At 65.8% G+C, this 25556-nt stretch carries 22 protein-coding genes; 9 read left to right on the top strand and 13 right to left on the bottom strand.

Annotated features, from left to right (window positions below; genetic code table 11):
* Position 1: 1 nt before the first annotated feature.
* Positions 2-1198: an acyl-CoA dehydrogenase family protein gene (locus tag AC0L3B_RS24840; protein WP_247489370.1), complete on the top strand. Its 1197-nt coding sequence runs from the start codon at positions 2-4 to the stop codon at positions 1196-1198.
* A gap of 107 nt (positions 1199-1305) precedes the next feature.
* Here AC0L3B_RS24840 and AC0L3B_RS24835 read toward each other — a convergent pair whose 3' ends face one another.
* The 4 genes from AC0L3B_RS24835 to AC0L3B_RS24820 form a co-directional block, all read right to left on the bottom strand.
* Positions 1306-3630, bottom strand: a complete 2325-nt coding sequence (locus AC0L3B_RS24835) for a xanthine dehydrogenase family protein molybdopterin-binding subunit (RefSeq protein WP_085349579.1) — start codon at positions 3628-3630, stop codon at positions 1306-1308.
* A gap of 124 nt (positions 3631-3754) precedes the next feature.
* Positions 3755-4840, bottom strand: coding sequence for a S1C family serine protease (locus tag AC0L3B_RS24830; protein ID WP_018453660.1), 1086 nt, complete (start codon positions 4838-4840; stop codon positions 3755-3757).
* Between the two features lie 168 nt (positions 4841-5008).
* Complete coding sequence (locus AC0L3B_RS24825; RefSeq protein WP_018453659.1) at positions 5009-5884, bottom strand: dihydrodipicolinate synthase family protein; 876 nt, start codon at positions 5882-5884, stop codon at positions 5009-5011.
* A gap of 63 nt (positions 5885-5947) precedes the next feature.
* Positions 5948-6913 carry a VOC family protein gene (locus AC0L3B_RS24820; protein WP_456653408.1) on the bottom strand — a complete coding sequence of 322 codons (966 nt, stop codon included), beginning with the start codon at positions 6911-6913 and terminating at the stop codon, positions 5948-5950.
* A gap of 201 nt (positions 6914-7114) precedes the next feature.
* On the opposite strand from AC0L3B_RS24820, the gene AC0L3B_RS24815 reads away from it, so the two are divergent.
* Entirely contained in the window at positions 7115-7981 is an 867-nt protein-coding gene (locus AC0L3B_RS24815) for a S1C family serine protease (RefSeq protein WP_018453657.1), read from the top strand.
* Positions 7978-8349, top strand: a complete 372-nt coding sequence (locus AC0L3B_RS24810; protein WP_007614569.1) for a response regulator transcription factor — start codon at positions 7978-7980, stop codon at positions 8347-8349. The genes AC0L3B_RS24815 and AC0L3B_RS24810 overlap by 4 nt, the downstream gene beginning before the upstream one ends.
* On the opposite strand, the gene AC0L3B_RS24805 is transcribed toward AC0L3B_RS24810, so the two are convergent.
* The 4 genes from AC0L3B_RS24805 to AC0L3B_RS24790 all read right to left on the bottom strand — a co-directional run bounded on the left by AC0L3B_RS24805 (position 8346) and on the right by AC0L3B_RS24790 (position 13190).
* Entirely contained in the window at positions 8346-9419 is a 1074-nt protein-coding gene (locus tag AC0L3B_RS24805; protein WP_018453655.1) for a sensor histidine kinase, read from the bottom strand. The two genes, AC0L3B_RS24810 and AC0L3B_RS24805, sit on opposite strands and share 4 nt — an antisense overlap.
* Positions 9406-10098 (bottom strand): response regulator transcription factor, encoded by a 693-nt coding sequence (locus AC0L3B_RS24800; RefSeq protein WP_018453654.1) that lies wholly within the window; start codon positions 10096-10098, stop codon positions 9406-9408. Before AC0L3B_RS24800 ends, AC0L3B_RS24805 begins: the two co-directional genes overlap by 14 nt.
* Before the next feature lie 97 nt (positions 10099-10195).
* Positions 10196-10663: a hypothetical protein gene (locus AC0L3B_RS24795; protein WP_456653406.1), complete on the bottom strand. Its 468-nt coding sequence runs from the start codon at positions 10661-10663 to the stop codon at positions 10196-10198.
* Between the two features lie 190 nt (positions 10664-10853).
* Positions 10854-13190, bottom strand: a complete 2337-nt coding sequence (locus tag AC0L3B_RS24790) for a Tex family protein (protein WP_377791920.1) — start codon at positions 13188-13190, stop codon at positions 10854-10856.
* 298 nt (positions 13191-13488) lie between these two features.
* Here AC0L3B_RS24790 and atzD point away from each other — a divergent pair, with 298 nt between their 5' ends.
* Together atzD and AC0L3B_RS24780 are read left to right on the top strand one after the other, a co-directional pair.
* Positions 13489-14601, top strand: a complete 1113-nt coding sequence (gene atzD / locus AC0L3B_RS24785) for a cyanuric acid amidohydrolase (RefSeq protein ID WP_085349583.1) — start codon at positions 13489-13491, stop codon at positions 14599-14601.
* A 124-nt stretch (positions 14602-14725) separates the two neighbouring features.
* Positions 14726-16195 (top strand): amidase, encoded by a 1470-nt coding sequence (locus AC0L3B_RS24780; protein WP_018453649.1) that lies wholly within the window; start codon positions 14726-14728, stop codon positions 16193-16195.
* Positions 16196-16233: 38 nt separating this feature from the next.
* Here the strand turns inward: AC0L3B_RS24780 and AC0L3B_RS24775 are convergent, their stop codons facing one another.
* Positions 16234-16554, bottom strand: coding sequence for a hypothetical protein (locus AC0L3B_RS24775; RefSeq protein WP_018453648.1), 321 nt, complete (start codon positions 16552-16554; stop codon positions 16234-16236).
* Positions 16555-16702: 148 nt separating this feature from the next.
* Here AC0L3B_RS24775 and AC0L3B_RS24770 point away from each other — a divergent pair, with 148 nt between their 5' ends.
* Together AC0L3B_RS24770 and AC0L3B_RS24765 are read left to right on the top strand one after the other, a co-directional pair.
* Positions 16703-17611: a PaaI family thioesterase gene (locus AC0L3B_RS24770; RefSeq protein ID WP_018453647.1), complete on the top strand. Its 909-nt coding sequence runs from the start codon at positions 16703-16705 to the stop codon at positions 17609-17611.
* Between the two features lie 67 nt (positions 17612-17678).
* Positions 17679-18044 (top strand): hypothetical protein, encoded by a 366-nt coding sequence (locus tag AC0L3B_RS24765; RefSeq protein WP_018453646.1) that lies wholly within the window; start codon positions 17679-17681, stop codon positions 18042-18044.
* Here AC0L3B_RS24765 and poxB read toward each other — a convergent pair.
* The 3 genes from poxB to AC0L3B_RS24750 form a co-directional block, all read right to left on the bottom strand.
* Positions 18041-19777, bottom strand: a complete 1737-nt coding sequence (gene poxB / locus AC0L3B_RS24760; RefSeq protein ID WP_473381158.1) for a ubiquinone-dependent pyruvate dehydrogenase — start codon at positions 19775-19777, stop codon at positions 18041-18043. The two genes, AC0L3B_RS24765 and poxB, sit on opposite strands and share 4 nt — an antisense overlap.
* A gap of 80 nt (positions 19778-19857) precedes the next feature.
* Entirely contained in the window at positions 19858-20490 is a 633-nt protein-coding gene (locus tag AC0L3B_RS24755) for a 2-dehydro-3-deoxy-6-phosphogalactonate aldolase (RefSeq protein ID WP_204512306.1), read from the bottom strand.
* Between the two features lie 13 nt (positions 20491-20503).
* On the bottom strand, positions 20504-21418 hold the full coding sequence (locus AC0L3B_RS24750; protein ID WP_018453643.1) for a 2-dehydro-3-deoxygalactonokinase: 915 nt from the start codon (positions 21416-21418) through the stop codon (positions 20504-20506).
* A gap of 239 nt (positions 21419-21657) precedes the next feature.
* Here AC0L3B_RS24750 and AC0L3B_RS24745 point away from each other — a divergent pair, with 239 nt between their 5' ends.
* Together AC0L3B_RS24745 and AC0L3B_RS24740 are read left to right on the top strand one after the other, a co-directional pair.
* Positions 21658-22755, top strand: coding sequence for an LLM class flavin-dependent oxidoreductase (locus tag AC0L3B_RS24745; protein WP_018453642.1), 1098 nt, complete (start codon positions 21658-21660; stop codon positions 22753-22755).
* Positions 22756-22812: 57 nt separating this feature from the next.
* Entirely contained in the window at positions 22813-23382 is a 570-nt protein-coding gene (locus AC0L3B_RS24740; RefSeq protein WP_204512308.1) for a flavin reductase family protein, read from the top strand.
* Positions 23383-23572: 190 nt separating this feature from the next.
* Here AC0L3B_RS24740 and AC0L3B_RS24735 read toward each other — a convergent pair whose 3' ends face one another.
* A complete protein-coding gene (locus AC0L3B_RS24735; protein WP_247296133.1) occupies positions 23573-25450 on the bottom strand; it encodes a sigma-54-dependent Fis family transcriptional regulator in 1878 nt (625 codons plus the stop codon).
* Positions 25451-25556 lie beyond the last annotated feature (106 nt).

The following is a 25556-nucleotide window of genomic DNA, read 5'->3' as shown; positions in this document are numbered from 1 at the left end:
CATGGACCTGTCGTTCAATGCCGAGGAGCGCGCCTTCCAGGACGAGGTGCGCGGCTTCATTGCCAGAAACCTCACCGAGGAGATGAAGCGCGCGACGGCGCTGACGCCGTCGGTGTTCTCCGATCCCGATATCGGCATGGCCTGGCAGCGCACGCTGCACAAGCAAGGCTGGGGCGCGCCGGGCTGGCCGGTCGAGCATGGCGGGCCGGATTGGACCCCGGCGCAGCGCTGGATCTTCGAGACTGAAAGCGCGCGGGCCGGCGTGCCCAATGTCAATGTGATGGGCGTGAAGATGGTCGGGCCCGTCATCATCGGCTTCGGCTCGCCCGAGCAGAAGAACTTCTACCTGCCGCGCATTCTGTCCGGTGAGGATTATTGGTGCCAAGGCTATTCCGAGCCGGGCTCCGGCTCCGATCTCTCCTCGCTGAAGACGCGCGCGGTGCGCGATGGCGACGACTACGTCATCAACGGCACCAAGATCTGGACCACGCATGCCCACCACGCCAACCGCATGTTCGCGCTGGTGCGCACCAGCGACGGGCCACGGCAGCAGGACGGCATCAGCTTCATCCTGATCGACATGAAGACACCGGGCATCACGACGCGTCCTATCCTCACCATCGGCGGCGACCACGAGGTTAACCAGGTATTCTTCGACGACGTGCGCGTTCCCGTGGCGAACCGCGTCGGCGAGGAAGGCAAGGGCTGGACCTACGGCAAGTATCTGCTCGAGTTCGAGCGCGGCTCCGGCATCGCCTCGGCGAAGCTGCGCGAGGGGCTGAAGGCGATCGCGGAGCTTGCCGAGTCCGATCTGACGGGCCGCGCGATCGACAGTCCCGACATCGCGACGCGCATCTCCGAAGTCGAGGTCGACATCGACGCGCTGGAGATGACCGAGCTGCGCGTGCTGTCGGCGCTGCAGACCGGACAGAATCCCGGTGCGGTGTCGTCGATCCTGAAGCTGCGCAACAGCGAGATCCGCCAGGCCGTGACCCGGCTCGGCGCCGACGTGATCGGCCATGACGCCCTCGCGGTCGAGCCGATGCGCCCGCTCTACAAGCTCAACCACGAGCCGGCGATGCCGGAGGAGATGCTGACGGTGATGCCGGAATATCTCAACGGCCGCGCCTATACGATCTTCGGCGGCACCTCGGAGATCCAGCGCGATATTATTGCGAAGATGATGTTGGGGATCTGAGGGGCACTGGCGCTACATTCTCACTGTCGTCCCGGTCTCACTGTCGTCCCGGCGAAGGCCGGGACGACGAGTTGGATTTGTGGCGACAGCCAGCACGACAATGGCCGCTAACCGCCCACCTTCGCATCCCGGATCGCCTGCCAGATCTTCTGCGGCGTCAGGGGCGTGTTGAGCTGGGTGATGCCGAGCTCGGCGAGCGCATCCATCACGCCGTTGGTGACGCAAGGGGGGCCACCGATGGCGCCGGATTCGCCGCAGCCCTTGGCGCCGAGCGGATTGGTGCGACAGGGCGCGGAATCGTCGAGCGTCACCACGATCGGCGGAACGTCGTCGGCGCGCGGGATGCAGTAGTCCTGGTAGCTCGCGGTGAGCAGCTGTCCGTCGGCATCATAGGACACGCCCTCATACAGCGCCTGGCCGATACCCTGCGCCACACCGCCATGGATCTGTCCCGTCACCAGCATCGGGTTCACCGCGACACCGACGTCGTCGACCGTGGTGTAGCGCACGACCTTGGAGACGCCGGTCTCGGGATCGATTTCGACCTCGCAGATATGGGTGCCGTTCGGCCAGCTCGGACCGTCCACCTCGCCTTCGGAATCGACGCTGAGCTTTGCGCCGCCTTCTTTCTCGGCAATGTCGAACAGGCTGATGCGGCGGTCGGTGCCGACCACGGTGAGCATGCCGCCCTGATATTCAATGTCCTCGATCGAGGTCTCCAGCACGTTCGCCGCCTTCTCGCGCGCCTTCTGGATCAGATCGTTGGATGAGACCGCGACCGCCGTGCCGCCGACGAACAGCGAACGCGAGCCGACGCTGCCGAAGCCCGTCGCCAGATCGGTGTCGCCCTGGACCACGTCGATCTTGTCCATGGGGATGCCGAGCGTGTCGGAGATCATCTGGGTGTAGGTGGTCTGCAACCCCTGCCCCATCGCCATGGTGCCGGAATGCAGGACGACGCGGCCCTGCGCGGTCGCATGCAGGCTGACCTTCTCGGTGTGGGCGCGGCCGCCGGTCCATTCGATATAGGAGGTGAGCCCGCGGCCGTAGAGCAGGCCCTTCTTCTTCGCCGCCTTCTTGCGCGCGGCAAAGCCGTCCCAATCCGCAAGCTTCACGGCACGATCGAGCATGTGCGCGAAGGCGCCGGAATCGTAAACCTGCCCTGCAGCGTTGGTGTAGGGCAGTTGCGCCGGCTTGATGTAGTTGGCTTTCCGGATCGCGCGCGGGTCCATGCCGATTTTTCGCGCGGCCGCGTCGAACAGGCGCTCGACGATGAACACGGCCTCCGGGCGGCCCGCACCGCGATAAGCGCCGACCGGCGCGGTGTGGGTCATCACCGACTTCACCTCGAAATGTACCAGCGGCAAATCGTAGACGCCGGTCTGCACGAACGGCCCCAGCACCAGCGGGATGATGTTGGCCGCGCCTGAGGAATATGCGCCGGTGCAGCCGATCGAGCTGACGCGGTAGGCCAGCACCTTGCCCTTCTCGTCGAGCGCGAAGGAAGCTGTCGAGGTAAGATCGCGGCCGTGGGTGCCACCGACGAATTCGTCGGTGCGGTCGCCGCGCCAGCGGATCTTCCTGTTCAGCTTGGTTGCGGCATAGGCGACGATGCCGTCCTCGGGATAGAGGTTGGTCTTCTGGCCAAAGCCGCCGCCGATATCGCCGACCAGCACGCGAACGCTGTCCTTCGGACGCTTCAGCACGGCCTCGGCCAGCACGTCGCGGGTCGAGGCAGGCGTCTGCGACTGCACATGCAGCAGGAGGCGGCCGGACGTCTTGTCGATCTCGGCAATGGTCGAGCGCGGCTCCATCGCCGACGGCACCAGGCGCTGGCTGACGAGATCGAGCTCGACGGTATGCGCCGCCCTGGCAAAAGCCTCGTCCACCTTGGCGGCATCGCCGTAAGCCATCGCGCCGACGATGTTGTCGGGGGCCTCCGGCCACACCACGGGCGCGCCCGGCCTGACCGCCTCGACCGGATCGACCACCGCCGGCTGCACGTCATATTCGACCACGATCGCTTCGGCCGCGCCCTGCGCGTCGGCACGCGAGGAGGCCACCACGGCGGCCACGGCCTCGCCGGCATAGCGCACGACTTCGTGCGCCAGCAGGCGGCGTGGCGGCACCGTCATCGGCTTGCCGTCCGGGCGCTTGAAGATGCTCAAGGTCGGGATGACGCCGATGTCGTCCTTGACGAGGTCGGCGCCGGTATAGACCGCGGTCACGCCGGGCATCGCCGTGGCGGCGCTGGTGTCGATCGAGACGATCTTCGCGTGGGCATGCGGCGAGCGCAGCAGGTACAGCCACAGCGCGCCGTCTTCCGGCTTGTCGTCGATGAACTGCCCCTTCCCGGTGAGCAGTCGCTGGTCTTCCAAACGCTTGACGGGCTGCCCCGCTCCGAAACGCAAATTGCCGGGAAGAATGTTCATTCCACCATGTCCTTGAAACCTAGAAAACGACCGCGGCGGTTTTAGCCGATTTTGCAGTCGATACAACCGAGCCGCGGCGCATCTGCATTGCGTGCCACGCCCGCTTTGGCTGCAGATTGCCGGGTCAGGAGCGCTCGATGTCGATGATGCCCACATTGATGTCACGGGTGTCGGAGTCCCGCTTGACCGTGAGGCGAACGGTCTTACCGGCACCGGCCTGCTCGAGCGCATCAGTCAGGTCGGAGAGCCGCCGCACCGGCTTGCCTTCCACCGCGGTGATGATGTCTCCGACCGTTCCAGTCGACAAGTTGACACCGCGAATCCCCGCCTGTTCCGCAGGGCTGCCGGGGGCTGTCCGGACCACGATCACCCCTTGGACGCCAAGCCGCGTCGACACATCCTCGCTGGCGGCGACGATGCCGATGCCGGGCGTCGGCACGCGGCCATTGCGAATAAGCTCGGGGACAATCCGGTTCACGACGTCCACCGGCACCGCGAAACCGATGCCTGCATTCGAGCCGGACGGCGATATGATCGCAGTCGTGACGCCGATCAGCCGGCCGGCGGAGTCCAGCAGCGGCCCGCCTGAATTGCCCGGGTTGATTGCGGCATCCGTCTGGATGACATTGGCGATCTCCCGGCCGCCATGGGTCGGAAGCCTCCGCTTGAGGGCACTGATGATGCCGCTCGTCATCGACTGATCCAGCCCGAAAGGATTGCCGATCGCAAACGCGGATTGCCCGACTTTCAGGTCGGTCGAGCTGCCGAGAGCCACCTGCGGTGGAAGCTCGCGCACGCTGCGGATCCGCAGGACCGCAAGATCGTAATTGGGGGCGGTGCCGATCAGATCAACCCGAGCCACCTCTCCCGACGCAAAGCGCACCGCGATCTCGCCGCCATTGGCCACGACATGGTTGTTCGTGACGAGATGCCCGTCGCGGTCCCAGACAAATCCCGTGCCGGAAGCGCCGCCCTGCCCCTCCTCTCCCATGACAGGAGTAGCGGCCGATCTCACCGCAACCTGGACAACCGAGGGCGACACTCGTTCGAAGATGTCGATGGTGGCCCTTTCGGCCTCGGACAGCGGACCACGTTGCTCGACGGCGCGCGCGGAGGGGGTTGTCCATGGCGCATGCTGGACCTTCACGGCAGTTACCACGAGCAGCAGGGCGGCAAAAGCCGCCGCAATGATTGCGTAGCGACGATTCATCAGTGATCACCGTGTCGTATGCTGAAGACGATCTCTCGAATGCACATGCCGGGAGGTGACAGAGCCAGCTCACGCAGCAACGTCGAAAATGAATGGAAGTTTCTCGAATCGGGCAGCTAAGGACGGTTCCGCTGCCCGTGCCGGGGCCCATTGCCGCGTGACAAACCGCTACGCCAGCTCCCGCAATGCCGCTTCTACGACCTTGCGCGCATCGGCGGTGAGAGCGGCCTGCGGCGGGACAGGATCGCCGACGTCGTACCCCTGGATGGCCAAGCCGGCCTTGATGCAGGCCGCCAGGTTGAAGCGGGCAAAAGCTTCGTTGATGCGCCACAGCCTGCGCTGGAGCGCCATCGCCTCGTCCCAGCGGCCGGCCTTGCAGAGGTCGTAGAGCGCGACGCTCTGGCGCGGAATGATGCAGGCGGGGCCCGCCATCCAGCCGAGGCCGCCGATCAGCATCACCGCGGCCGGGATATGGGCGGAGGCGGAGAACACCCGCAAGGCATCGCCGCAGCGGTTCATGATCGAGAGCAGCCGGCCGGTGTTGGTCGAGGCGTCCTTGATGTAGCCGATGCGCGGATGTTCGGCGAGGCGCGCGATGATTTCGAGGGTGAGATCGGAGCGCTGGAATTGCGGATTGGTATAGATGACGACGGGGATGTCCACGGCATCCGCGATGGCGCGGAAATAGGATTCGATCTGGGCGTCGGCGAGCGGGAAATACGCTTCCAGGATCGCCAGAATGCCGTCGGCGCCGAGCTTCTGATACGCCTTCGCCTGCGCCACCGCATCTGCCGTCGAGGTGGAGGCGACGCCCGCGACAACAGGCACACGTCCCCTTGCCGCCTCGATCGTGGTTTGCACGACCGCGGTGCGTTGGGCGGCGTTGAGATAGGCGAACTCGCCGGTCGAGCCGAGCGGGGTCAGACCGTGGACGCCCGCGCCGATCAGATCGTCGCAGAGCTTTGCGAGGACGTTCGTCCGCACCGCGCCATCGGCAGCGACGGGAGAGACGAGATAAGGGAAGACGCCGCGAAAATCGGACATGTCAGGTGTGAATCCCGGAAACTGGCTAGCGCCTGACGGTCTTACCAACGCTCGTGCCGGCGATCAAATCCTGATCAGCCGCACCCGCGTGCCCCAGGGATCGATCGCCTCAACGCCGTCCGCTAGCGCCGTGACTTTCGCGCCGCCCTTGCGCAGGCGCTCTTCCTGTGCGGCGAGCAGATCCTGCTTAGCTGTCACCAGCGAGAACCAGGCGAGCCCCGTTGTCTGATCGTCGCGTTGGCCGGCGCCCTCGCTCTGCCATACGTTCATGCCGAGATGATGATGGTAGCGTCCCGACGACAGGAACGCGGCGCCGTTGCGGCTGCGGGTCGGGTCGAGTCCGATCGTGCCGTGGTAGAAATTCTGCGCCTGCGCGAGGTCGCCGACGCGCAGATGCATGTGGCCGATGCGCATTCCGTCCGGTGCCTTGGCATAATCAGGCACGCGCGTATTGGTCAGCGACAGCAGGTCGGGAATGTCGAGCTCGTCGGCCGCCATCTTCACGCTGCCTTCGCTCCACTGCCATTGCGAGGGATCGCGGTCGGCATAGACCTCGATGCCGTTGCCTTCGGGATCGTCGAGATAGACGGATTCGCTGACGAGATGATCGGCAAAGCCCGACAGCGGCACGCGATGCGAAGCGGCTGCTACCAGCCAGCGGGCCAAGTCCTTGCGGGTCGGCATCAGGAAGGCGGTGTGATAGAGGCCGGCGGCGTTGCGCGGCTCGATCTCGGCATCAGGACGGGCCTCCAGCACCAGCAGCGCGATGCCGGCCGTGCCGAGCTTGGCGGCGCTCGCCGAGCGTTCCATCACGGTGAGCCCGATCACGTCGCGGTAGTAGTTCGCAACCTTGTCGAGATTCTTCACCCGGAGCGTCACCATGCCGACGCGCATCGGCGTGCGGCTGGCATAGGTCGGACCGCGGCCCTGCGGTGTGCCCTCGGCGCGCGCCGCGCCCGCAGCCGCCATTGCGAGCGAGCTGGCGCCGGCGAGTTGAAGCAGGGTCCGGCGGGTAAGGTCGATGGTCATCAATCAGGGCTCGCAAAAAGGCTTGAGGCCGTACGGCACAAGGTCGAGCCGATTGCTACACGTTCCCGTGAGCGGCTCCAATCACATGTTCGTCGGCCGTGCTCTTACGGACCAGCTTCCCTGCTTATTTCCTGGCCATGCGGCCAGTTACGCGATCGCCCGCGACATCCCAGATTGAGGACAGCTTTACAGGAGCCTGCCATGACCGACTCAACTCCCCTGACTTCGCTGTCGTCCGCGCTCGCGGATATGGTGTCCCGCACCGCGCCGTCCGTCGTCGCCGTCCATTCGCATCGTTCCCGCGCCACCGGCTTCGTCTGGAAACCCGGCCTGATCGTCACCGCCGACGAGGCGCTGGCCGACGAGGGCGACGTCGAGATCGGCCTCCCCGACGGCAGCACCGCGGCCGCCACGATCGCCGGCCGCGACCATACGACGGATATCGCACTGCTGCGCGCCGATACGGCGATTGCCCCGGTCAAGCTGGCCACAATTGTGCCGCCCCTTGGCGCGTTGTCGGTCGTCGTCGCCACCAACCGCGATACGCCGAGCGCCGCGCTCGCGATGGTGTCGCAGTCCGGCAAGAGCTGGCGCTCCCTGCGCGGCGGCGACATCGACGCGCGGATCGAGCTCGACGTCCGCTTGCGCTCCAGCCAGCAGGGCGGCCTCGCGCTCGACGCATCGGGCGAAGCCTTCGGCATGGCCGTGCTCGGCCCGAGGCGTGTGCTGGTGATCCCGACAGCGACGATCGAGCGGGTCGCGGCCCAGTTAGAGGCGCGCGGCCGCATCGCACGCGGATATCTCGGCCTCGGGCTGCAGCCGGTCCGGCTCGACGACGGCGTCGGCGCGATGGTGATGAATGTCGACAAGGCCGGCCCTTCGGCGGCGGCCGGCATCCGCCAGGGCGACGTCATCGTCGCGGTCAACGACCAGAAGCTGTCCGGCGTGCGCGCGCTGTCGCGGACGCTGGGTCCGGCGAGCGTGGGCGCGGTGGTCGATATCGCGGCGCGCCGCGGCGGCGAGCCGGTCAGCTTCAAGGTCACGATCGGCGAGAGGCCGGCGGCGTGAGCGAGGACATCGCGCCCGAGATCGTGTTGGCTTTGGAGATCGACGATCCCGCCCTCGCCGATCGCCTGGCTGCTCTGCTCGGCAATATCGCCGGGCTTCGCCTCGCCGAACCCGGCGAGAAGGCCGCCGCGACGATTGTCACTCGCGATCCGCGCATCATGCCTGAGGACATTGCGCTGACGCAGCGTGAGCTCGACGTGCTGGCGTTGATGGCGGAAGGCGGCTCCAACAAGATGATCGCGCGTCAGCTCGGCATTTCCGTCCACACGGTGAAATTCCATGTCGGCTCGCTGCTCGACAAGCTTGACGCTACCGGCCGCACCGATGCGGTGGCACATGCGGCCCGCCGCGGCGTGATCGAGCTCTAGGTCGGGTGCGGCGGGAAGCTGAGCTGGACCGTCAGGCCCGGCGCGTTGTCGTGCAGGGCAATCTCGGCACCATGGAGGCGAGCGACCGCGGCGACCAGGCTTAAGCCAAGGCCGTTACCCGGGGTGTAGCGGCTCTGCTCGAGCCGGTAGAAGCGTTTGAACACGTGATCGCGCTGATCCGCCGGAATGCCCGGGCCGTCGTCGGCGATCGCGATCGTCGCACCGCCGTCGGTGCTGCTGCAGGTGACGGTCACCTGCCCGCCTTTGCAGCCGTGCTTGATCGCGTTGTCGACGAGATTGGCGATAGCGTCGAACAGCAGGTCGCGATCGCCAATAATCGCCACCTCGCGATCGCCGCCGAGGCTGAGCCGCGTCGCAACCTGTTCGGCGGCGGCATCGTAGAGCTCGACGACCTCGCCGGCGATTTCGGCGAGATTGAGGGTGCGAAACGCACTACGGCGGGCGCGGGTCTCGATCTCCGAGATGCGCGTGATGGAGGCGAACATGCCGAGCACGGCGTCGAGATCGGCGATGGTGTCACCGATCAGCGCCGCGTCGGCCTCGCCATTGCGCGAGGCGTGATAAGCCTTTTCCAGCCGACCCCGCATGCGCGTCAGCGGCGTACGCAAATCATGGGCGACGTTGTCGCTGACCTGCTTGACCTCTCCCATCAAAGTCTCGATGCGGTCGAGCATCTGGTTGAGGTTTTCGGCGACCCGGTCCCATTCGTCGTGACTGCCGCGCAAGGGAATGCGCTGGTCGAGGCCCGACATCATGATGGCGCGGCTGGTGGCGTTGATCTCCTCGATCCGCCCGACCGTGCGGCGCGTCACCAGCACCGCGGCGAGCCCGGCGAGCACCAGCATCAGCACGGCGACAGCGGCCATTGCGAGCTCGATCATCGCGGTGAAGCCGCTGTGGTCGCCGGCATCGCCGACACGGCTCTGCACATAGGCGATCGTGCCGAAATAGACATAGGCCATGATCGCCGCGACGATCAGCCCGAACGCCGCGATCGCGATCAGCGCAAGGCGGAAGGTCGAGGAGCGGAGCGTTTTAGCCAGGAGCACGGAGACAATATCCGATGCCGCGGATGGTGTGGATCAGCGGATAGGCCTGGGCATCATCGACCTTGCGACGGACGCGTCCGACATAGACGTCGATGATGTTGGTGGAGGGATCGAAATGCAGATCCCAGACATGCTGGAGCAGCATCGCACGCGAGACGACGCGGCCCTCGTTGCGGACCAGATATTCGAGTAATTGGAATTCCCGCGGCAACAGCGGAATCTTCCGGCCGCGGCGGCTCGCGCTGCGTGCGATCAGGTCGATGGCGAGATCGCCGACCCGCAGGATCGTCTCCTTGGCGACGGTGTCGCTGCGCCGGCCGAGTGCCTCCAGCCGCGCCAGCAATTCGGTGAAGGAGAACGGCTTGACGAGATAATCGTCGCCGCCGGCCCGCAAGCCGCGCACGCGGTCGTCGACCTCGCCAAGTGCGGAAATGATCAGGAACGGCGCGGCGATGCCGTCGTCGCGCAACTGGCGCATCACGCTGATGCCGTCGATATCGGGCAGCATGCGGTCGATGGTGATCACGGCATAGTCGCGCGCGGCGCCGTGGCTGAGCGCTTCGCGCCCGGTGGCGGCGAGATCGACGTCGTAGCCGGAAGTCGTCAGCTCCTCGACGAGCTGGCCTGCGGTTTCCGCGTCGTCCTCGACGACCAGAATGCGGCGGTGAGCTCCGGTCATGACAAACTCCGCGCGACGATCGCCACCAGACTATCCCGTTCCGGGGCTGAGCGGAACCGTCCGATGACGATCGCGACAATGGTGCGGTACGGCGATGCTAGTACCAAGAGTCTCCGCACACATTGACCCATTGCCACCCATAGGGCGTCAAGCTCCTGCGCCAGCAGCCGTCATAGTAGCCGGCATAGATGAAAGGTGCTCCGAAGAAGAAGCGATGGTGGTGCCGGAAGAAGGCATGGCGGCCGATGAAGGGCCTGCCGTGCCAGCCGGAGCCAGCGAAGCGCGGCCCGATCGCCGCATGCGCGAAACGTGCACCGCCAAAGCCCGGGCCGCCGAAACGGGCGCCGCCCATGCCGCCGACGCGCATACCACCGAAGCCACCGGTGTGCATGCCGCCGCCGAAGCCTCCCGTGTGCATGCCGCCGCCACCGAAATGCCCACCACCGCCGAATCCGCCATGACCGCCACCGCCACCGCCACCGCCTCTGGCAAGCACCGGTGAAGCGAGCGCCATCACCGCTGCGATCGTCACCGCGGTGAGGCCTTTGAGAATCCTGTTGTCCATCGAAGCATCCTCCGTGCTGCGCGACAATATTCTGCCGCGCGAGGAGGATCAGATGAGAGGAAGGGACAGGCGCCTTCAACTTACAAACGCGCCAGATTCTGACGCGGAAGTTAGGGAGACGCTGCTCTCTCACTCGCTCGCCCCGTTCTTGCGGGGAGAGGGTGGGGTGAGAGCGGGGAGAGGTTAGAAGCTACGCCCGCTTGCCGCCGTTTTTCTCGGCCGCGCGGCGCAGCGCTTCGGCGAGCGCACCGCCGCCGGAAGACTCCTGCTGGCGCGGGGCCGACGACGTCATGCGGGACGGGTTACGTGAGCTGTTATCCCGCTGCATGCCGGGCGCGTCCTTCTTGGCGCCGACCTCGTCGTCGAGCCGTAGTGTCAACGAGATACGCTTGCGCGCGACCTCGAAGTCTAGCACCTTCACTTTGACGATGTCGCCGGGCTTCACCACTTCACGCGGATCCTTGATGTAGGTCTTGGACATCGCCGAGATGTGCACGAGGCCGTCCTGGTGCACGCCGATATCGACGAAGGCGCCGAACGCCGCGACGTTGGTTACGGTGCCCTCGAGGATCATGCCCTTCTTGAGGTGCTTGATCTCCTCGACGCCGTCCATGAACACAGCTGCCTTGAAGGCCGGACGCGGGTCGCGACCGGGCTTCTCGAGCTCGCGCAGGATGTCGGTGACGGTCGGCAGACCAAACGTCTCGTCCACGAAGTCTTTCGGCTTCAGCGTGCGAACGATGTCGCTGCTGCCGATCAGCGCCTTGATGTCGCTCTTGGTGGCGCTGAGAATCCGGCGCACCACCGGATAGGCTTCCGGATGCACACCGGAGGCGTCGAGCGGGTCCTCGCCGCCGAGGATGCGCAGGAAGCCCGCGCACTGCTCGAACGCCTTGGGGCCGAGCCGCGGCACGTCCTTCAACGCCTTGCGCGACTTGAACGGCCCGTTGGCGTCGCGGTGTGCCACGATGCTCGAGGCGAGGCCGGAGCCGACGCCCGACACGCGCGCGAGCAGCGGAGCGGACGCGGTGTTGACGTCGACGCCGACGGCGTTCACGCAGTCTTCGACCACGGCGTCGAGGGATTTGGCGAGCTTGGCCTGGCCTAGGTCGTGCTGGTACTGGCCGACGCCGATCGCCTTGGGTTCGATCTTGACGAGCTCGGCGAGAGGATCCTGGAGCCGCCGCGCGATTGACACCGCGCCGCGCAGGGTGACGTCGAGGCCCGGCAACTCCTCCGAGGCGAACGCCGAGGCCGAATAAACCGACGCGCCGGCTTCCGACACCACGATCTTGGTCATCTTCAAGTCGGGCAGGCCCTTGACGAGGTCGGCCGCGAGCTTGTCGGTCTCGCGCGAGGCGGTGCCGTTGCCGATCGCGATCAGCTCGACACGATGTTTCAGCGCGAGCTTGCCGAGGATCGCAAGCGCCTCGTTCCACTGCCGCTGCGGCTCGTGCGGATAGATCACGGCGGTATCCACCACCTTGCCGGTCGCGTCGGTGACGGCGACCTTGACCCCGGTGCGGAAGCCGGGATCGAGACCCATGGTGACGCGGGTGCCGGCGGGCGCCGCGAGCAGCAAGTCGCGCAGATTCGAGGCGAACACGCGCACGGCTTCTGTCTCGGCCGCATTCCACAGCCGCATGCGCAGGTCGATGTTGAGATGCACCTGGATCTTGGTGCGCCAGGCCCAGCGCACGGTATCGATCATCCAGCGGTCGCCGGCGCGCTTAAGGTCGGCGATGCCGAACCGCTTCATGATCTTCAGTTCATAGACGCTCGGCACGCCGGGCGGCGATGGTTCGGCCTCGGCCTGGATCTGGAGATCGAGGATTTCTTCTTTCTCGCCGCGGAACATTGCGAGGATTCGGTGCGAGGGCAGCTTGGTCAGCGGCTCGGAGAACTCGAAATAGTCGGCAAACTTTTCGCCCTCGGTTTTCTTGCCGTCGCGCACCTTGGAGGTCATGCGCGCATTAGTCCACACCTCCTCGCGAAGCGCGCCGATCAGGTCGGCGTCTTCGTCGAATCGCTCGACCAGGATGGCGCGGGCGCCATCGAGTGCCGCAGCGGCATCGGCAACGCCCTTCTCGGGATTGACGAAGGCTTCAGCGACCACCTTCGGATCGTTGTTGGGCTCGGCCATGAGCTGAAAGGCGAGCGGCTCGAGCCCGGCTTCCTTGGCGATCTCGGCCTTGGTGCGGCGCTTCGGCTTAAACGGCAGATAGATGTCTTCGAGGCGCGCCTTGCTGTCGGCAGCGAGAATGGAGGCCTCCAGCGCGGCATCGAGCTTGCCCTGCTCGCGGACCGATTCGAGGATGGCCTTGCGGCGGTCCTCGAGCTCGCGCAGGTAACCCAGGCGCTCCTCCAGCGTGCGCAATTGCGCGTCGTCGAGCGCACCGGTCGCTTCCTTGCGGTAGCGGGCGATGAAGGGAACCGTGGCGCCGCCGTCGAGCAGCGCCACTGTCGCCTCGACCTGCTCCGCCCGAACCCCAAGCTCCTGCGCAATTTTCTGGTTGATATTTGCCACGCGAGAACCCCTCTATCCAAGCACGCATCGCGGAGGCGAACCACCGGCTGCGGGACGCCGCTTATGGACCAATCAGGGTTGATTCATCAAGGTGCGGCGGACGACCGTCGACAAGGGATTTTTTGTCGAAGCGATGCGATCTCGCCACAATCGTGGGTGCTACGCAGACGGCGCACGTCCTGCTGTCGTCCTGGCTTTCGCCAGGACGACAATGGGGATTGCCTCGACACCTTGACAGGCGCCCCGGTTCAGCGGCTGTTTTGTCTGCCGGACTCCTGAACTTCATGTGAGGATTATAATGCGGACGACATCGGTCGGCGTCTTCAAGGTCGCCACCAGAGGCCCCGGCGACGTCTCCGGATTGATGAGCATGATCGGCTCCGGCGCGATCGATCCGGCATCCATCCTGGCGATCCTCGGCAAGACCGAAGGCAATGGCGGCGTCAATGACTTTACCCGGGAATATGCCGTTGCCGCGCTGTGCACGGCGCTGGCGCCGCAGCTCGGGCTGTCGCCGCAGGAGGTCGAGCAACGCATCGCCTTCGTGATGTCGGGCGGCACCGAGGGCGTGCTCAGCCCGCACATCACGGTGTTCACGCGCCAGGACATTCTACAGCGCCCGGCAGGCCTCTCCGGCAAGCGCCTGAGCATCGGCATGGCGCACACGCGGGATTTTCTCCCTGAAGAGCTCGGCCGCTCCGCTCAGATCACGGAGACAGCCAAGGCCGTGAAGGCCGCGATGGCGGATGCCGGGATCGCCGATCCCGCCGACGTCCATTTCGTGCAGATCAAATGCCCGCTGCTCACCAGCGAGCGCGTCGAAGCGGCGAATGCGCGCGGTCACAAGACAGCGACGACCAGCGCCTACAGTTCGATGGCCTATTCGCGCGGCGCTTCCGCGCTCGGCGTTGCGGTCGCGCTCGGCGAGATCGCAACCGGCGTTCGTGATGAGGACGTGCTGCGACGCTACGATCTGTTCTCGAACGTCGCCTCGACCTCGTCCGGGATCGAGCTCATGTATAACGTCGTCATCGTGCTCGGCAATTCGATGTCCTCGACGAGCGAATTCGAGATCGGGCATGCCGTGATGAGCGATGCGATCGACGCCGCCGCGGTGCTTGCGGCGCTGGAGAGCGTTGGGCTCCGTGCCGGGCAACAGACGCCGACCGGCAGCAAGCTTGTCAACATCTTCGCTAAGGCCGAGGCCTCCCCTGATGGCAGCGTGCGCGGCTTCCGCCACACCATGCTCGAAGATACCGATATCAGCTCGACACGCCACGCCCGGGCTGCCGTTGGCGGGTTGATTGCCGGCCTCGCCGGCACTGGTGCGGTCTACGTCTCCGGCGGCGCCGAGCATCAGGGCCCAGCCGGCGGCGGGCCGGTCGCGGTGATCGCAAAGTTCTCCAATTGATGCGCGCGCATGCAATTCGGGATTACCTCTCCATCCGGCGCAACCCTGCCCTTCGCGCCGCTCAGTTGATTAAAGTGTTCCTGTGCGAAACTAAGATGGCGGCGCACGAAGAGGTTTGGATCGCATGACTTTCCCGATGAGCTGGAACGAATGGGCGCAGCACGATGGCGTGGGGCTGGCCGCGCGCGTCCGCAAGGGCGAGCTCACGGCAAAGGAGTTGGCGCGCCAGGCCGCCGCGGGCGTCGCCAAGGTCAATCCGGCACTGTCGGGCGTGGTCGAGCTGTTCGATGACGTGATCGCCGATCCGGCCAAGGACGGCGCCAATCTCGCCGGCCCGTTCGCAGGCCTGCCCTTCCTGGTGAAGGACCTCGGCCCGACCATGAAGGGCCGGCTCCAGGAGATGGGCTCGCTGTTAATGCGCGGCAATCGCGCCAGCGCCGACACGTTCCTGACCGGCAAATTCCGCCAGGCCGGACTGAACCTGATCGGACGCACCACGACACCGGAGTTCGGCGTCTGCAGCTCGGCCGACAATCCGGCCGTCTATGTCACGCGCAATCCCTGGGACACCGACTACACCACCTGCGGCTCGTCGGCCGGCAGCGCCGCAATGGTCGCGGCCGGCGTGGTGCCGATCGCACACGCGACTGACGGCGGCGGCTCGATCCGCATTCCCGCCGGCGTCAACGGCAATATCGGCTTGAAAGTCTCGCGCGGCGTGTTCTCGCTCGCACCGCACATGTCCGATCTCACCGGCCTCGTCTCGATCCAGGGCTGCCAGTCGCGCTCGGTGCGCGACACCGCCGCCTTCGTCGATCATGCAAGGGGAGCGGCGCCCGGCGAATTCATGCCGTTCTGGACCACAGCGCAGCCCTATTCCGAGATGATCAAGCGCGATCCGTCAAAGCTTCGTATCGCGCTGTCGCACACCTGGGGCGACTACACCGCGACGCCCGAGATCGCGGCCGAGCTGGCGAAGGCCGGCCGCTTCCTCGAAGGCCTCGGCCATCACGTCGACTACGCCCTGCCCGAACTCGACTTCCGCGCCGCGTTCGAGGCGCAGACCACCTGCTACATCTCGAATTTTGCCGTGGTGATCTCCAACATGCTCGCCGCGCGCGGACTGGAACGGCCGCCGGAAGATCTCATCGAACCCATGAATATCCGGATCTGGGAAGCCGGCCGGCATACGAGCTTCGCCGAGCGGGCGAAGATGCAAGGCGTGTTCAACACGACCTCGCGCGCCTTCGGCGCCTTCTTCGAGCAGTGGGACGTGATCCTGACCCCGGTCACGGCGCTGCCGACGCCGAAGGTCGGCACCCGGGAATATCTCACCATCTCCGACAACCCCGACGTGCTCGACTGGTTCGGCAATCTTTGGCGCTTCTTCGCCTTCACGCCGCTCGCCAATCTCTGCGGCATGCCGGCGATCTCGATGCCGATGGCCACGCAGGACCACGGCCTGCCGCTCGGCATCCAGGCGATTGCGAAACAGGCCAATGACGGCCTCCTGCTGCAACTCGCCGCCCAGATCGAGCGCGCGCTCGACGGCAAGTGGAACGACGGCAGGAAGCCGAAGGTGCATGTGAGCTGAGCGAGTTGATCGCATTAACTTGCGATCCGCGAACGGCCTCAGTTCTTCACCGAGGGAATTTCCTCCGACCGGGGCTGCTGCTGGCCCTGCTGGTACATTGCCAGCGCCTTTTCGAGCGCTTCGCGCAGAGCCAGCGCCGCGGCCACGCTGCAACGCAGATGCGCGGTCTGGACCACGTCAACCCTGACGGCGGCGCCGACCGGCATCAGAAGGTTCGCCGCAAGCTCGATTTGAATCGCGCCGTTGTGGTGGCCGAAGCAGGATGCACCGTCGAAATAGATGATCGGCGCCCGCTCCGAGCTCGATGTCGAAATGATGACGGGCCCCTGGCTGGTGGCGGGCGTTTCGGGATCGGCCATGGGCACTCCTTACGGCTGGTCGAACGAACGAGGCGCCCACCATCGTTGCTTCGGCCCGCCCTGTCGAGGCCAAACCGCCCCCGGCACCCGCCGTGGGACGCGCATCCGGGGTTTTGCGCCGCGCCCGCCACTGGTCTAGAACGTCCTCATGTCCAGCTCACCGACCACACTTTCGTTCGAGGACCTCGCCGAGGCGATCAAGGGTCGCCGCTCCGATTACGGCCAGATCAGCGGGCTCCAGCTCGACCGCTTCGCACCGCGCGAAGCCTGGTCCAGCCTGCCCTACCGGCCGGTCTTTGTCGGTGACACCGAGACCGGCGTCCTGCATGGCGGGGTCGTCACCGCGATGCTGGACGAGAGTTGCGGCATGGCCGTGCAACTCGCGTTGGACGGCACAAGCGCGATCGCGACGCTCGATCTGCGCATCGACTATCAGAAGCCGGCAACGCCGGGCCTCGACATCAAGGCGCATTCGGTCTGCTACCGCACCACGCGATCGATCGCCTTCGTGCGCTCCACCGCCTATCAGGAGTCCGAGGACGATCCGGTCGCAACCGCGACAGCATGTTTCATGATCGGCGCCAACCGCACCAACATGCTCGCGGACCGCAGGATGGACTCGCGCAACATTCCGACGCTGGAGACGCCGGACGATCCGGAAGGCCCGTTCGCCAACAGTCCGTTCGCGCGCTGCCTCGGCATTCGCGTCAACGACGACGGCACACTGACGATGCCGTTCTCGCCAAAGATCATCGGCAACCCGATTCTGCCTGCGATCCATGGCGGCATGACCGGCGCGTTTCTCGAAACCACCGCGATCTTCGGAGTGGCCCGTGAACTCGGCGCCACCGCACTGCCCAAGCCGATCGGACTGACCGTCAACTATCTGCGCTCCGGCCGCGCGCTCGACACGTTCGCCAACGTCTCGATCGTGAAACAGGGCCGGCGCATCGTCGCCTTCGAGGCACGGGCCTGGCAGGACGATGCGAACAAGCCGATCGCCACGGCCTTTGGCCATTTCATGCTGCGGCCGACGCCCGGAAACGACGAGGAATAGGCGCATTTTCCCTTGACGGCCAAGGTCTGGGCCACAACGATAGCATGTTCCCGCGAGAGGTATTGGGTTGCGGCATCCGCTCGACATCATCGCCATGTTCGCCGCGCTCTGGCTGCTGGCCGCGATGGTGCTCGACGCGCTGACGCCGAAGGAGCTGACGACGGTGATGATTGGCATCGCCATCGGACCCGCCGTCGTCATCACAGCCGTGTTCTACTATCTGCGCTGCCCGCGCACCGATTTCGCCGTGATGTTCGCCGCGCTCTGGCTGATCTCCGACATCGGCATTGCGTTCATCTCGCCGGCGCAGCTGCCGCATTTCGTGATCGCGCTCGGCTTCGTACCGGCGCTGCTGATCGGCATCGTGCTGCACTGGCAACGCTTCCAGCGCCGCCATGAGCGGCTGCCCGTGCCGTCGGTCAAGCGGGGTTAGCGCGGCAGCAAATTGGTCTTGGCGAGATCGACGACCTCGTCGCCGCGTCCGTTCATCACGGCGCGCAAGACCCAGAGGCTGAAGCCCTTGATCTGTTCGGGCGTGATGGTCGGCGGCATCGACAGCTCCTGCTTGGCGGTGACCACATCGAGCAGCGCCGGTCCGTTGTGAGCCAGCATGTCCTTCACCGCGCCCGGGAGCTCGCCGGGATCCTCGACCCGCCTTGCGAAGATACCCATCGCGCGCGCCATCGCCGCGAAGTCCGGATTCTCCAGATCGACATTGGTGTCGACGAAACCGGCCGCCTTCATCTCCAGTGCGACGAAGCCGAGCACGCCGTTGTTGAAGATGACCACCTTCACCGGCAGCTTCATCTGCGTCAGCGTGATCAGATCGCCCATCAGCATGGTGAAGCCGCCGTCGCCGGAGAGCGAGATCACCTGGCGGCCGGGCTGCGCGGCCTGCGCGCCGATCGCCTGCGGCATGGCGTTGGCCATCGAGCCGTGCACGAACGAGCCGATCAGCCGGCGGCGTCCGTTCATCTCGAGATAGCGCGCGGCCCACACCGTCGGCGTGCCGACATCGGCGGTGAACACCGCATCATCGCTCGCATGGTCGCTGATGACCTTTGCCAGGTATTGCGGATGGATTGGTTTGCTGCCCGGCGTGCCCTTGGCGAGCGAGTCGAGGCCTTCGCGCGCCTTCTTGTAATGCGCGATCGCATCGTCGAGGTGCTTGCGCTGCGTCTTGGATTTCAGAAGCGGCAGCAGCGCCTCGAGGGTGAGCTTGACGTCGCCGACGAGGCCGAGATCGATCTTGCAGCGGCGCCCGAGATTTTCCGGACGGATGTCGATCTGCGCGATCTTGGCATCGGTCGGGAAGAACTGCTTGTAGGGAAAATCGGTCCCGAGCATCACCAGCGCGTCGCAGGCGTGCATGGCAGCATAGCCGGAGGAGAAGCCGATGAAGCCGGTCATGCCGACGTCGTAGGGATTGTCGTATTCGACATGCTCCTTTCCGCCCAGCGCATGCACGATCGGGCTCTTCAAGGCTTCCGCAAGCTGCATCAGCGGCGCATGCGCGCCGGTGCAGCCGCGACCGCAAAACAGGGTGATGCGCTCGGCGCCGTTCAAGAGGTCCGCGAGTGCCTTCAGTTCATCGGCCTGCGGCATAACCTTCGGCGCCGACAGCGCAAGGCCACGCGCCGTCGACAGCGCGCGCTTGGGTGGGCTGCGGAACGCGACGTCGCCCGGCATGGCGACAACGGCGACGCCGCGCATGCCGACCGCCGCGCGGATCGCGTTTTCCAGCACGTAGGGAAGCTGACTCGGATCGGAGACCAGCTCGCAATAATGGCTGCACTCGCGGAACAGGTTTTGCGGATGCGTCTCCTGGAAATAGCCGCTGCCGATCTCGGCGGTCGGAATTTGCGCGGCGATCGCCAGCACGGGAACGCGGCTGCGATGGGCGTCGAACAGGCCGTTGATCAGATGCAGATTGCCGGGACCACACGAGCCCGCGCACACCGCAAGGCTGCCCGTCATTTCCGCTTCCCCGGCGGCGGCGAAGGCCGCGACCTCCTCGTGCCGGACATGGATCCATTCGATCGTGCCGCGCCGCCGCAGCGCTTCGGTCAGCGCATTCAGACTGTCGCCGACGATGCCGTAGATGCGCTTGACGCCAGCCTGTTCGAGCGTTGCCACGAACAGATCGGCTACATTGTTGATCGCCATGTCGGTCTCCTGATCTCGCTGGTGCAGCAAGATAGGATAACGTGCGACCGTGACGACATCACGGCTTGTTTATTGCCGCTTCAGTCTTTCGCAATCGCCCGATCGTAGGCCGCGATCGTCAATTTTGCGCGAGCCGCAACGTCCGTTACCGTCATGCCGGGCTTGTAGAGGTTGGAGCCCAGCCCGAACGCCGTCACGCCACCCTCGATGTACTCCGCGAAATTCTGGTCGGAGACGCCGCCGACGGCGGCGATCATCACGCCGGCCGGCAGCACGGCGCGGATCGCGGCGATGCCGGACGCGCCGAGCACGCTTGCCGGAAAGAACTTCAGGCCAGAGGCGCCGGAGCGCGCGGCCAGCAGCGCCTCGGTCGGCGAAAACACGCCCGGCAACGTGACCATGGCGTATTGGTGCGCACGCGTGAGCACCTGCGTATCGACATTCGGCGAGACCATCAGCTTGCCGCCGACATCGTTGAGCCGATCGACATCCGCTGTGGTCAGCACCGTGCCGGCGCCGATCAGCACGCCGGCCGGCGCGAGCTTGACGGCGGTGGCGATGGAGCGGAACGGATCGGGCGAGTTTAGCGGGATCTCGATCGCGGTCATGCCGGCCTCGATCAGCACGCCGACGATGGCCTGCGTTTCCTCGGGCTTCACGCCGCGCAGGATCGCAAGCAGTGGCCGCTTCATCGCCGGAAAGGGAACGCTCATTTCAACAGTCCTCTCATTTCGTCCAGATCGCGGCAGCCGCCATCGACAGACCGCGGCGGACCGCTTCATCGGCATCGACGGGGTTCACGGTGACCGACAACGCATCGAAAGCCAACGTGTACAGCATCGCGAGCCGCCCCGAGGCAATCAACGTAATGCCTGCTTTCGGCACGGCGCCGGAGAGCCCGGCGGCCAGCTCGATGCCGATCAAAGTGCCCGACAGCGTTTCGCGCGCCGCGGCCGGTGTGCTCCCGAACAGAAGCTGACGCGAGCGCGCGCCGAACAGAAAATTGGCCGCGAACGACGGCGCCTCATACGCAGCTCTCACCGCCGCCTTGAAGCTCGCGACGTCCTCGGCGTCTTCGGCGCCTGCGACCGCAAGCGACAAGATCGTCTCGCGCGACACAACGCTGAAGAGCTCGCCGGTCATGAAGGTGGAGAAATGCGCGATCGTATCGTCCTTCAGGCGTACCCATTTCGAATGCGTGCCGGGCATGCAGACCAGCGCCTCACCTGCGGCATCGAGACCAAGCGCGCCGAGCAGCTGTGTCTCCTCGCCGCGCATCACGTCCGGCGCTCTTGTATCGCGCTGCGCGATACCCGGCAGGATGCGGATATCGCGTGCTTCGCCCGGCACGTGCGCGGCCTGCTCCAGGACGGCCGCGAGCGGCGCGGGTGTATCGACATATCCGGCTTCGACCCAGCCCGTCTTGGCGCCGGCCATGCCGCAGACCAGAACCGGCAGATGAGCTGGTGCTTCGACGGCGGCAAGATGGGATTGCAGCACGGCCGCGAAGCCGGTCTTTGCCGCCGCCAGCATGCCCTCGCCGCTGCGGCGTTCGGCCAGCACTACGCCGGTACGATCGATCAACCAGAGCCGGAAGCTGCTGGTGCCCCAGTCCACCGCGACGTAAGCGGGTTCGGTCATCTCGGTTCTCGTCCTCGTCTCACCGGCAAGACGCCGTCTCGCGACAATGAGACGACGGCCCGCAAATTCGCCACGGGATATCGGCTATTGCCGCCGCAAACCAGCGTTTTCTCGCGGGACTGAGCCGCTGTAGCGCTGGCACACCGCTTGCGGAGCGGTGGCACACCGCTTGCTCAAGCAACCCTGCTCACGTCCGTGAACCGCGCAATAAGACGCGTCAACATCAGATGAGGAAACCCATGGAGATCGGCTATTTCACGATGCCTTCGCACCCGCCGGAGTGCGGCCTGAAGGAAGGGAACGACTGGGACCTGCAGGTCATGCGCTGGCTCGACGAGCTCGGCTATCAGGAGGCCTGGGTCGGCGAGCACCATACCGCGCCCTGGGAACCCAATCCCACGCCCGATCTGCTGATCGCGCAGGCGCTGATGCAGACCAAGAATATCCGTATCGGGCCGGGCGGCTTCCTGCTGCCCTATCACCACCCGGCCGAGCTCGCCAACCGCGTCGCCATGCTCGATCACCTCTCGGGAGGTCGGCTCAATTTCGGCGTCGCGGCGAGCGGCCTGCCGAGCGACTGGGCCATGTTCAATGTCGACGGCATGAGCGGACAGAACCGCGACATGACGCGCGAGGCGCTGGAGATCATTCTGAAGATGTGGAGCGATCCCGCGCCCTGGACCTACAAGGGCAAATTCTGGACGGTGACCAAGCCGGACACGATGTTCGACTTCTTGAAACCCCACATCAAGCCGTTGCAGACGCCGCACCCGCCGATCGGCGTCGCTGGGCTCTCGAAGAACTCGGACACGCTGAAGCTCGCCGGCGAGCGCGGCTTCATTCCAATGAGCCTCAACCTGAACCCGGCCTATGTCGGCAGTCATTGGGATTCGGTTGTAGCCGGTGCCGCCAAGACCGGGCGCAAGCCGGACCGGGCCGATTGGCGGCTGGTGCGCGAGGTGTTCGTCGCCGATACCGACGAGGAAGCGTGGCGGCTCTCGACCGGCGACATGATGGGCCGGATGATGGGCGAGTACTTCCTGCCGCTGCTCGGCCATTTCGGCTTCAAGGACTATCTGAAGCACGCGCCCGACGTGCCCGATAGCGACGTCACCGTCGAATATTGCGCCAAGCGGAACTGGATCGTCGGCTCGCCAGCGACCGTCGCCGAGAAAATCGAGAAGATCTACGAGGAGGTCGGCGGCTTCGGCGTGCTGCTGGTGTTCGGCTTCGACTACAAGCACAAGGCTGAAGCCTGGCATCACTCGCTGTCGCTGCTGAAGAACGAGGTGATGCCGCGCCTGAAGCATCTCGGCTCCGCGAAGAAGGCGGCTTGACCCGACGCGGGTGCGGCGCGATCGTGCCGCACCCACATCCATTTCGGAGATTTCCGCGTGACGGTGGACGCCAGTGCTTTCGACGCTAAGAATTTCAAGCAGGCGATGCGCCAGTGCGCCGGCGCGGTCGCGCTGGTGACGGTCGGCGCCGAGCACGGCAAGCGCACGGGGCTGACGGTGACCTCGGCCTGCTCACTGTCGGACTCGCCACCATCCCTGATCGTGTGCGTCAACCGCAACGCCAGTGCGCACGCGCGCATCCGCGAGGAAGGCGCGTTCGCGATCAACTTCCTGCACGAGGACCACGCCCTCCTGGCGCTTACCTTCAGTGGCCAGAAGGGCGTCAATGGCGACGACCGTTTTGCGTTCGGGGAGTGGACGCGTGGGGTGACCGGCGCGCCGGTGCTGAGCGATGCGGTCGCCGCATTCGACTGCGTGCTGGCGCAGGAATTCGAGACCAAGACGCATTCGATCTTCGTCGGCGAGGTGCGCGGCGCATCGCATTCCGACGGGGCGGCGCCGCTCGTGTATCTGCGCAGCAGCTTCCACGCCCCGCGCGAAATCCGCGGCACCGTGACAGTCGGCGACCTCGACTCGCGACATCTGAGCTGGAGCGATTTTTCGTAGAGAGCGGCGGCAGGCTCGCTGCCGCTCCCGTCTCCCCTTGCGGGAGAAGGTGGCGCGAAGCCCCGGATGAGGGGTATCTCTCCGCGGACTCAGAAGCAAGAGAGTCAAGTGCGGAGAGATACCCCTCGCCCGTCTCGCCGCGTTCGCGGCGAGCCGCCCTCTCCCGCAAGGGGAGAGGGAAGAAAGATCGCTACTGCGTCGTCTCGATCTTCAACTGCTTGATCTTGCGATACAGCGTGGCGCGGCTCAGCTTCAGCGCGCGCGCTGTTTCCGTCACGCGGCCGCCGTGTTTGCGCAAGGCTTCGACGATCGCCGCGCGCTCCGCCGCTGCGAGATCCGGCTCCGCCCTTCCACCAAACGGCGGCAGATCGAGGTCGGCATCGGTGATGACGTCGTCCTCCGCCGTGCAGCCGGCGAGCCGCAGCACATGCCGAAGCTGGCGCATGTTGCCGGGATAGGGATAGGCCGCGAGCCGCGCCCAGGCCTCGTCCGAGAGCGAGCAATTCGGCGCCTCCTCGTGAGCGATCTGGCGGATGACGTCGTCGCGGTCGGCGCGCTCGCGCAAGGCCGGCAGCCGCACCTCCATGCCGCGCAGACGGAAATATAGGTCGGTGCGGAAGGCGCCCTCCTCGGCCATGCGGCCGAGATCGCGATGGGTGGCGCTGATCAGGCGAATGTCGACCGGCACGGGCTTCAGCGCGCCGAGCGGCCAGACTTCGCGGTTCTCCAGCACCCGTAGCAGCCGCGTCTGCAGCGCGATCGGCATGTCGCCGATCTCGTCGAGGAACAGCGTGCCGCCGTCTGCCTGCACGATCAGGCCCTTCGAGCCGTCGCGGCGTGCGCCGGTGAAGGCGCCGGCCTCGTAGCCGAACAGCTCGGCATCGATCAGGCTTTCCGGCATCGCCGCGCAGTTCAGCGCGACATAGTTGTGGCGCGCGCGATTGCCGGCTGCGTGAATGGCACGGGCGAACACATCCTTGCCGACGCCGGTCTCGCCATGCAGCAGCACCGGCAGATTGCGATCGCCGATGCTTCTAAGTCGCTTCACGCTCCTGATCAGGCTGGGATCGCGTCCGGCGAGCCGCTGCAGCGCATCGAAGCGATCGACCGGTGCATCGCGGCGCGGCGCGAGCGGACGGGTCGAGGCCCTCGCCCGCAGCGGCGGCGCGACATGGCCGTGCCCTAGTGAACTGCCATCGGCCCGGCGCAGTTCGACGAGATCGTCTGCGTCGCGCGCGGCGGGATGGTCGAATTTGACATAGCGCGACAGATCGATGCCGGCTGCGATCAAGCCGTCGGTGAGACCCAGCAGTGCGCGCGCCGAACGGCAGGCGCCGACGATGCGGCGATCGTCGTCATAGGCGAGCAGGCCGCCGCCGCCGTCGCCCGGCACGGTCGCGATCCAGGCGTTGCGGAAATGACTGCGGAAGATCGCGCCCTCCATGCGCCGCGTTGCCTCCATCGTCACCGCGAGCGCAAGCTGATGCGCGGTGCGTTCGAGGTCCTCGCGGCAGGAGGTGATGTTCACGGCGCCTGCGAGCCGTCCCGCCTGGTCAAACAGCGGCGTCACGGCGCAGGAAAACATGTGCCACTGCGCGCGAAAATGCTCGTCGCGATGCACCAGGATCGGCTTCTGCTCGGCGAGCGCGGTGCCGAGCCCATTGGTGCCTTCGGAGGCCTCGGAAAAATTCGAGCCTGTGTAGATCTTCCAGTCCATGAATAGTCGTGCGTCGGCCTCGCCGGGCAGGCGGCTGAACAGCATGGTTGCGTTCACGTCTGCCAGGTTGACGCAATAACCGGCACCGCGCAGTACCCGGGCGAGGTCGTCGAGCTCCGGTGTTGCAAGCCGGATCGTCTCCTCCATGGGTTCGGCGACGTGACGGATCTCGGCTTCGGTGAGCGTCTGCGGCGGCCCCTGACGGCCGGGATCGAGCTTGTGGCTGACCAGGCAGCGCCGCCAGGAATTGGCAATGCGCGAAGAGGCATCGACGTCGGCCAAGCGGTCTATAACCTGATTGGCGACGGACAAGACACGGGCGACATGGTTCGAGGCCGAAAGGCTGGCCATCGCGGACGTCTCCACCCTGCATTATTGTGCAAAGTCTGGCACCGCAGGCGGGGATGTCAATCGGGAACCGGGAACGCGGCGAAGCGCAATCAGAATTGCTGCACCG

Source organism: Bradyrhizobium sp. Kon56, from assembly GCF_055807635.1.
This window is presented reverse-complemented; position numbering and strand designations above follow the sequence as displayed.

Bases quoted from the DNA above. Each gene is read 5' to 3' on its own strand.
- AC0L3B_RS24840 (WP_247489370.1), top strand. From the start codon at position 2: ATGGACCTGTCGTTCAATGCCGAGGAGCGCGCCTTCCAGGACGAGGTG.
- AC0L3B_RS24835 (WP_085349579.1), bottom strand. From the start codon at position 3,630: ATGAACATTCTTCCCGGCAATTTGCGTTTCGGAGCGGGGCAGCCCGTC.
- AC0L3B_RS24830 (WP_018453660.1), bottom strand. From the start codon at position 4,840: ATGAATCGTCGCTACGCAATCATTGCGGCGGCTTTTGCCGCCCTGCTG.
- AC0L3B_RS24825 (WP_018453659.1), bottom strand. From the start codon at position 5,884: ATGTCCGATTTTCGCGGCGTCTTCCCTTATCTCGTCTCTCCCGTCGCT.
- AC0L3B_RS24820 (WP_456653408.1), bottom strand. From the start codon at position 6,913: ATGACCATCGACCTTACCCGCCGGACCCTGCTTCAACTCGCCGGCGCC.
- AC0L3B_RS24815 (WP_018453657.1), top strand. From the start codon at position 7,115: ATGACCGACTCAACTCCCCTGACTTCGCTGTCGTCCGCGCTCGCGGAT.
- AC0L3B_RS24800 (WP_018453654.1), bottom strand. From the start codon at position 10,098: ATGACCGGAGCTCACCGCCGCATTCTGGTCGTCGAGGACGACGCGGAA.
- AC0L3B_RS24795 (WP_456653406.1), bottom strand. From the start codon at position 10,663: ATGGACAACAGGATTCTCAAAGGCCTCACCGCGGTGACGATCGCAGCG.
- atzD (WP_085349583.1), top strand. From the start codon at position 13,489: ATGCGGACGACATCGGTCGGCGTCTTCAAGGTCGCCACCAGAGGCCCC.
- AC0L3B_RS24780 (WP_018453649.1), top strand. From the start codon at position 14,726: ATGACTTTCCCGATGAGCTGGAACGAATGGGCGCAGCACGATGGCGTG.
- AC0L3B_RS24775 (WP_018453648.1), bottom strand. From the start codon at position 16,554: ATGGCCGATCCCGAAACGCCCGCCACCAGCCAGGGGCCCGTCATCATT.
- AC0L3B_RS24770 (WP_018453647.1), top strand. From the start codon at position 16,703: ATGTCCAGCTCACCGACCACACTTTCGTTCGAGGACCTCGCCGAGGCG.
- poxB (WP_473381158.1), bottom strand. From the start codon at position 19,777: ATGGCGATCAACAATGTAGCCGATCTGTTCGTGGCAACGCTCGAACAG.
- AC0L3B_RS24755 (WP_204512306.1), bottom strand. From the start codon at position 20,490: ATGAGCGTTCCCTTTCCGGCGATGAAGCGGCCACTGCTTGCGATCCTG.
- AC0L3B_RS24750 (WP_018453643.1), bottom strand. From the start codon at position 21,418: ATGACCGAACCCGCTTACGTCGCGGTGGACTGGGGCACCAGCAGCTTC.
- AC0L3B_RS24745 (WP_018453642.1), top strand. From the start codon at position 21,658: ATGGAGATCGGCTATTTCACGATGCCTTCGCACCCGCCGGAGTGCGGC.
- AC0L3B_RS24735 (WP_247296133.1), bottom strand. From the start codon at position 25,450: ATGGCCAGCCTTTCGGCCTCGAACCATGTCGCCCGTGTCTTGTCCGTC.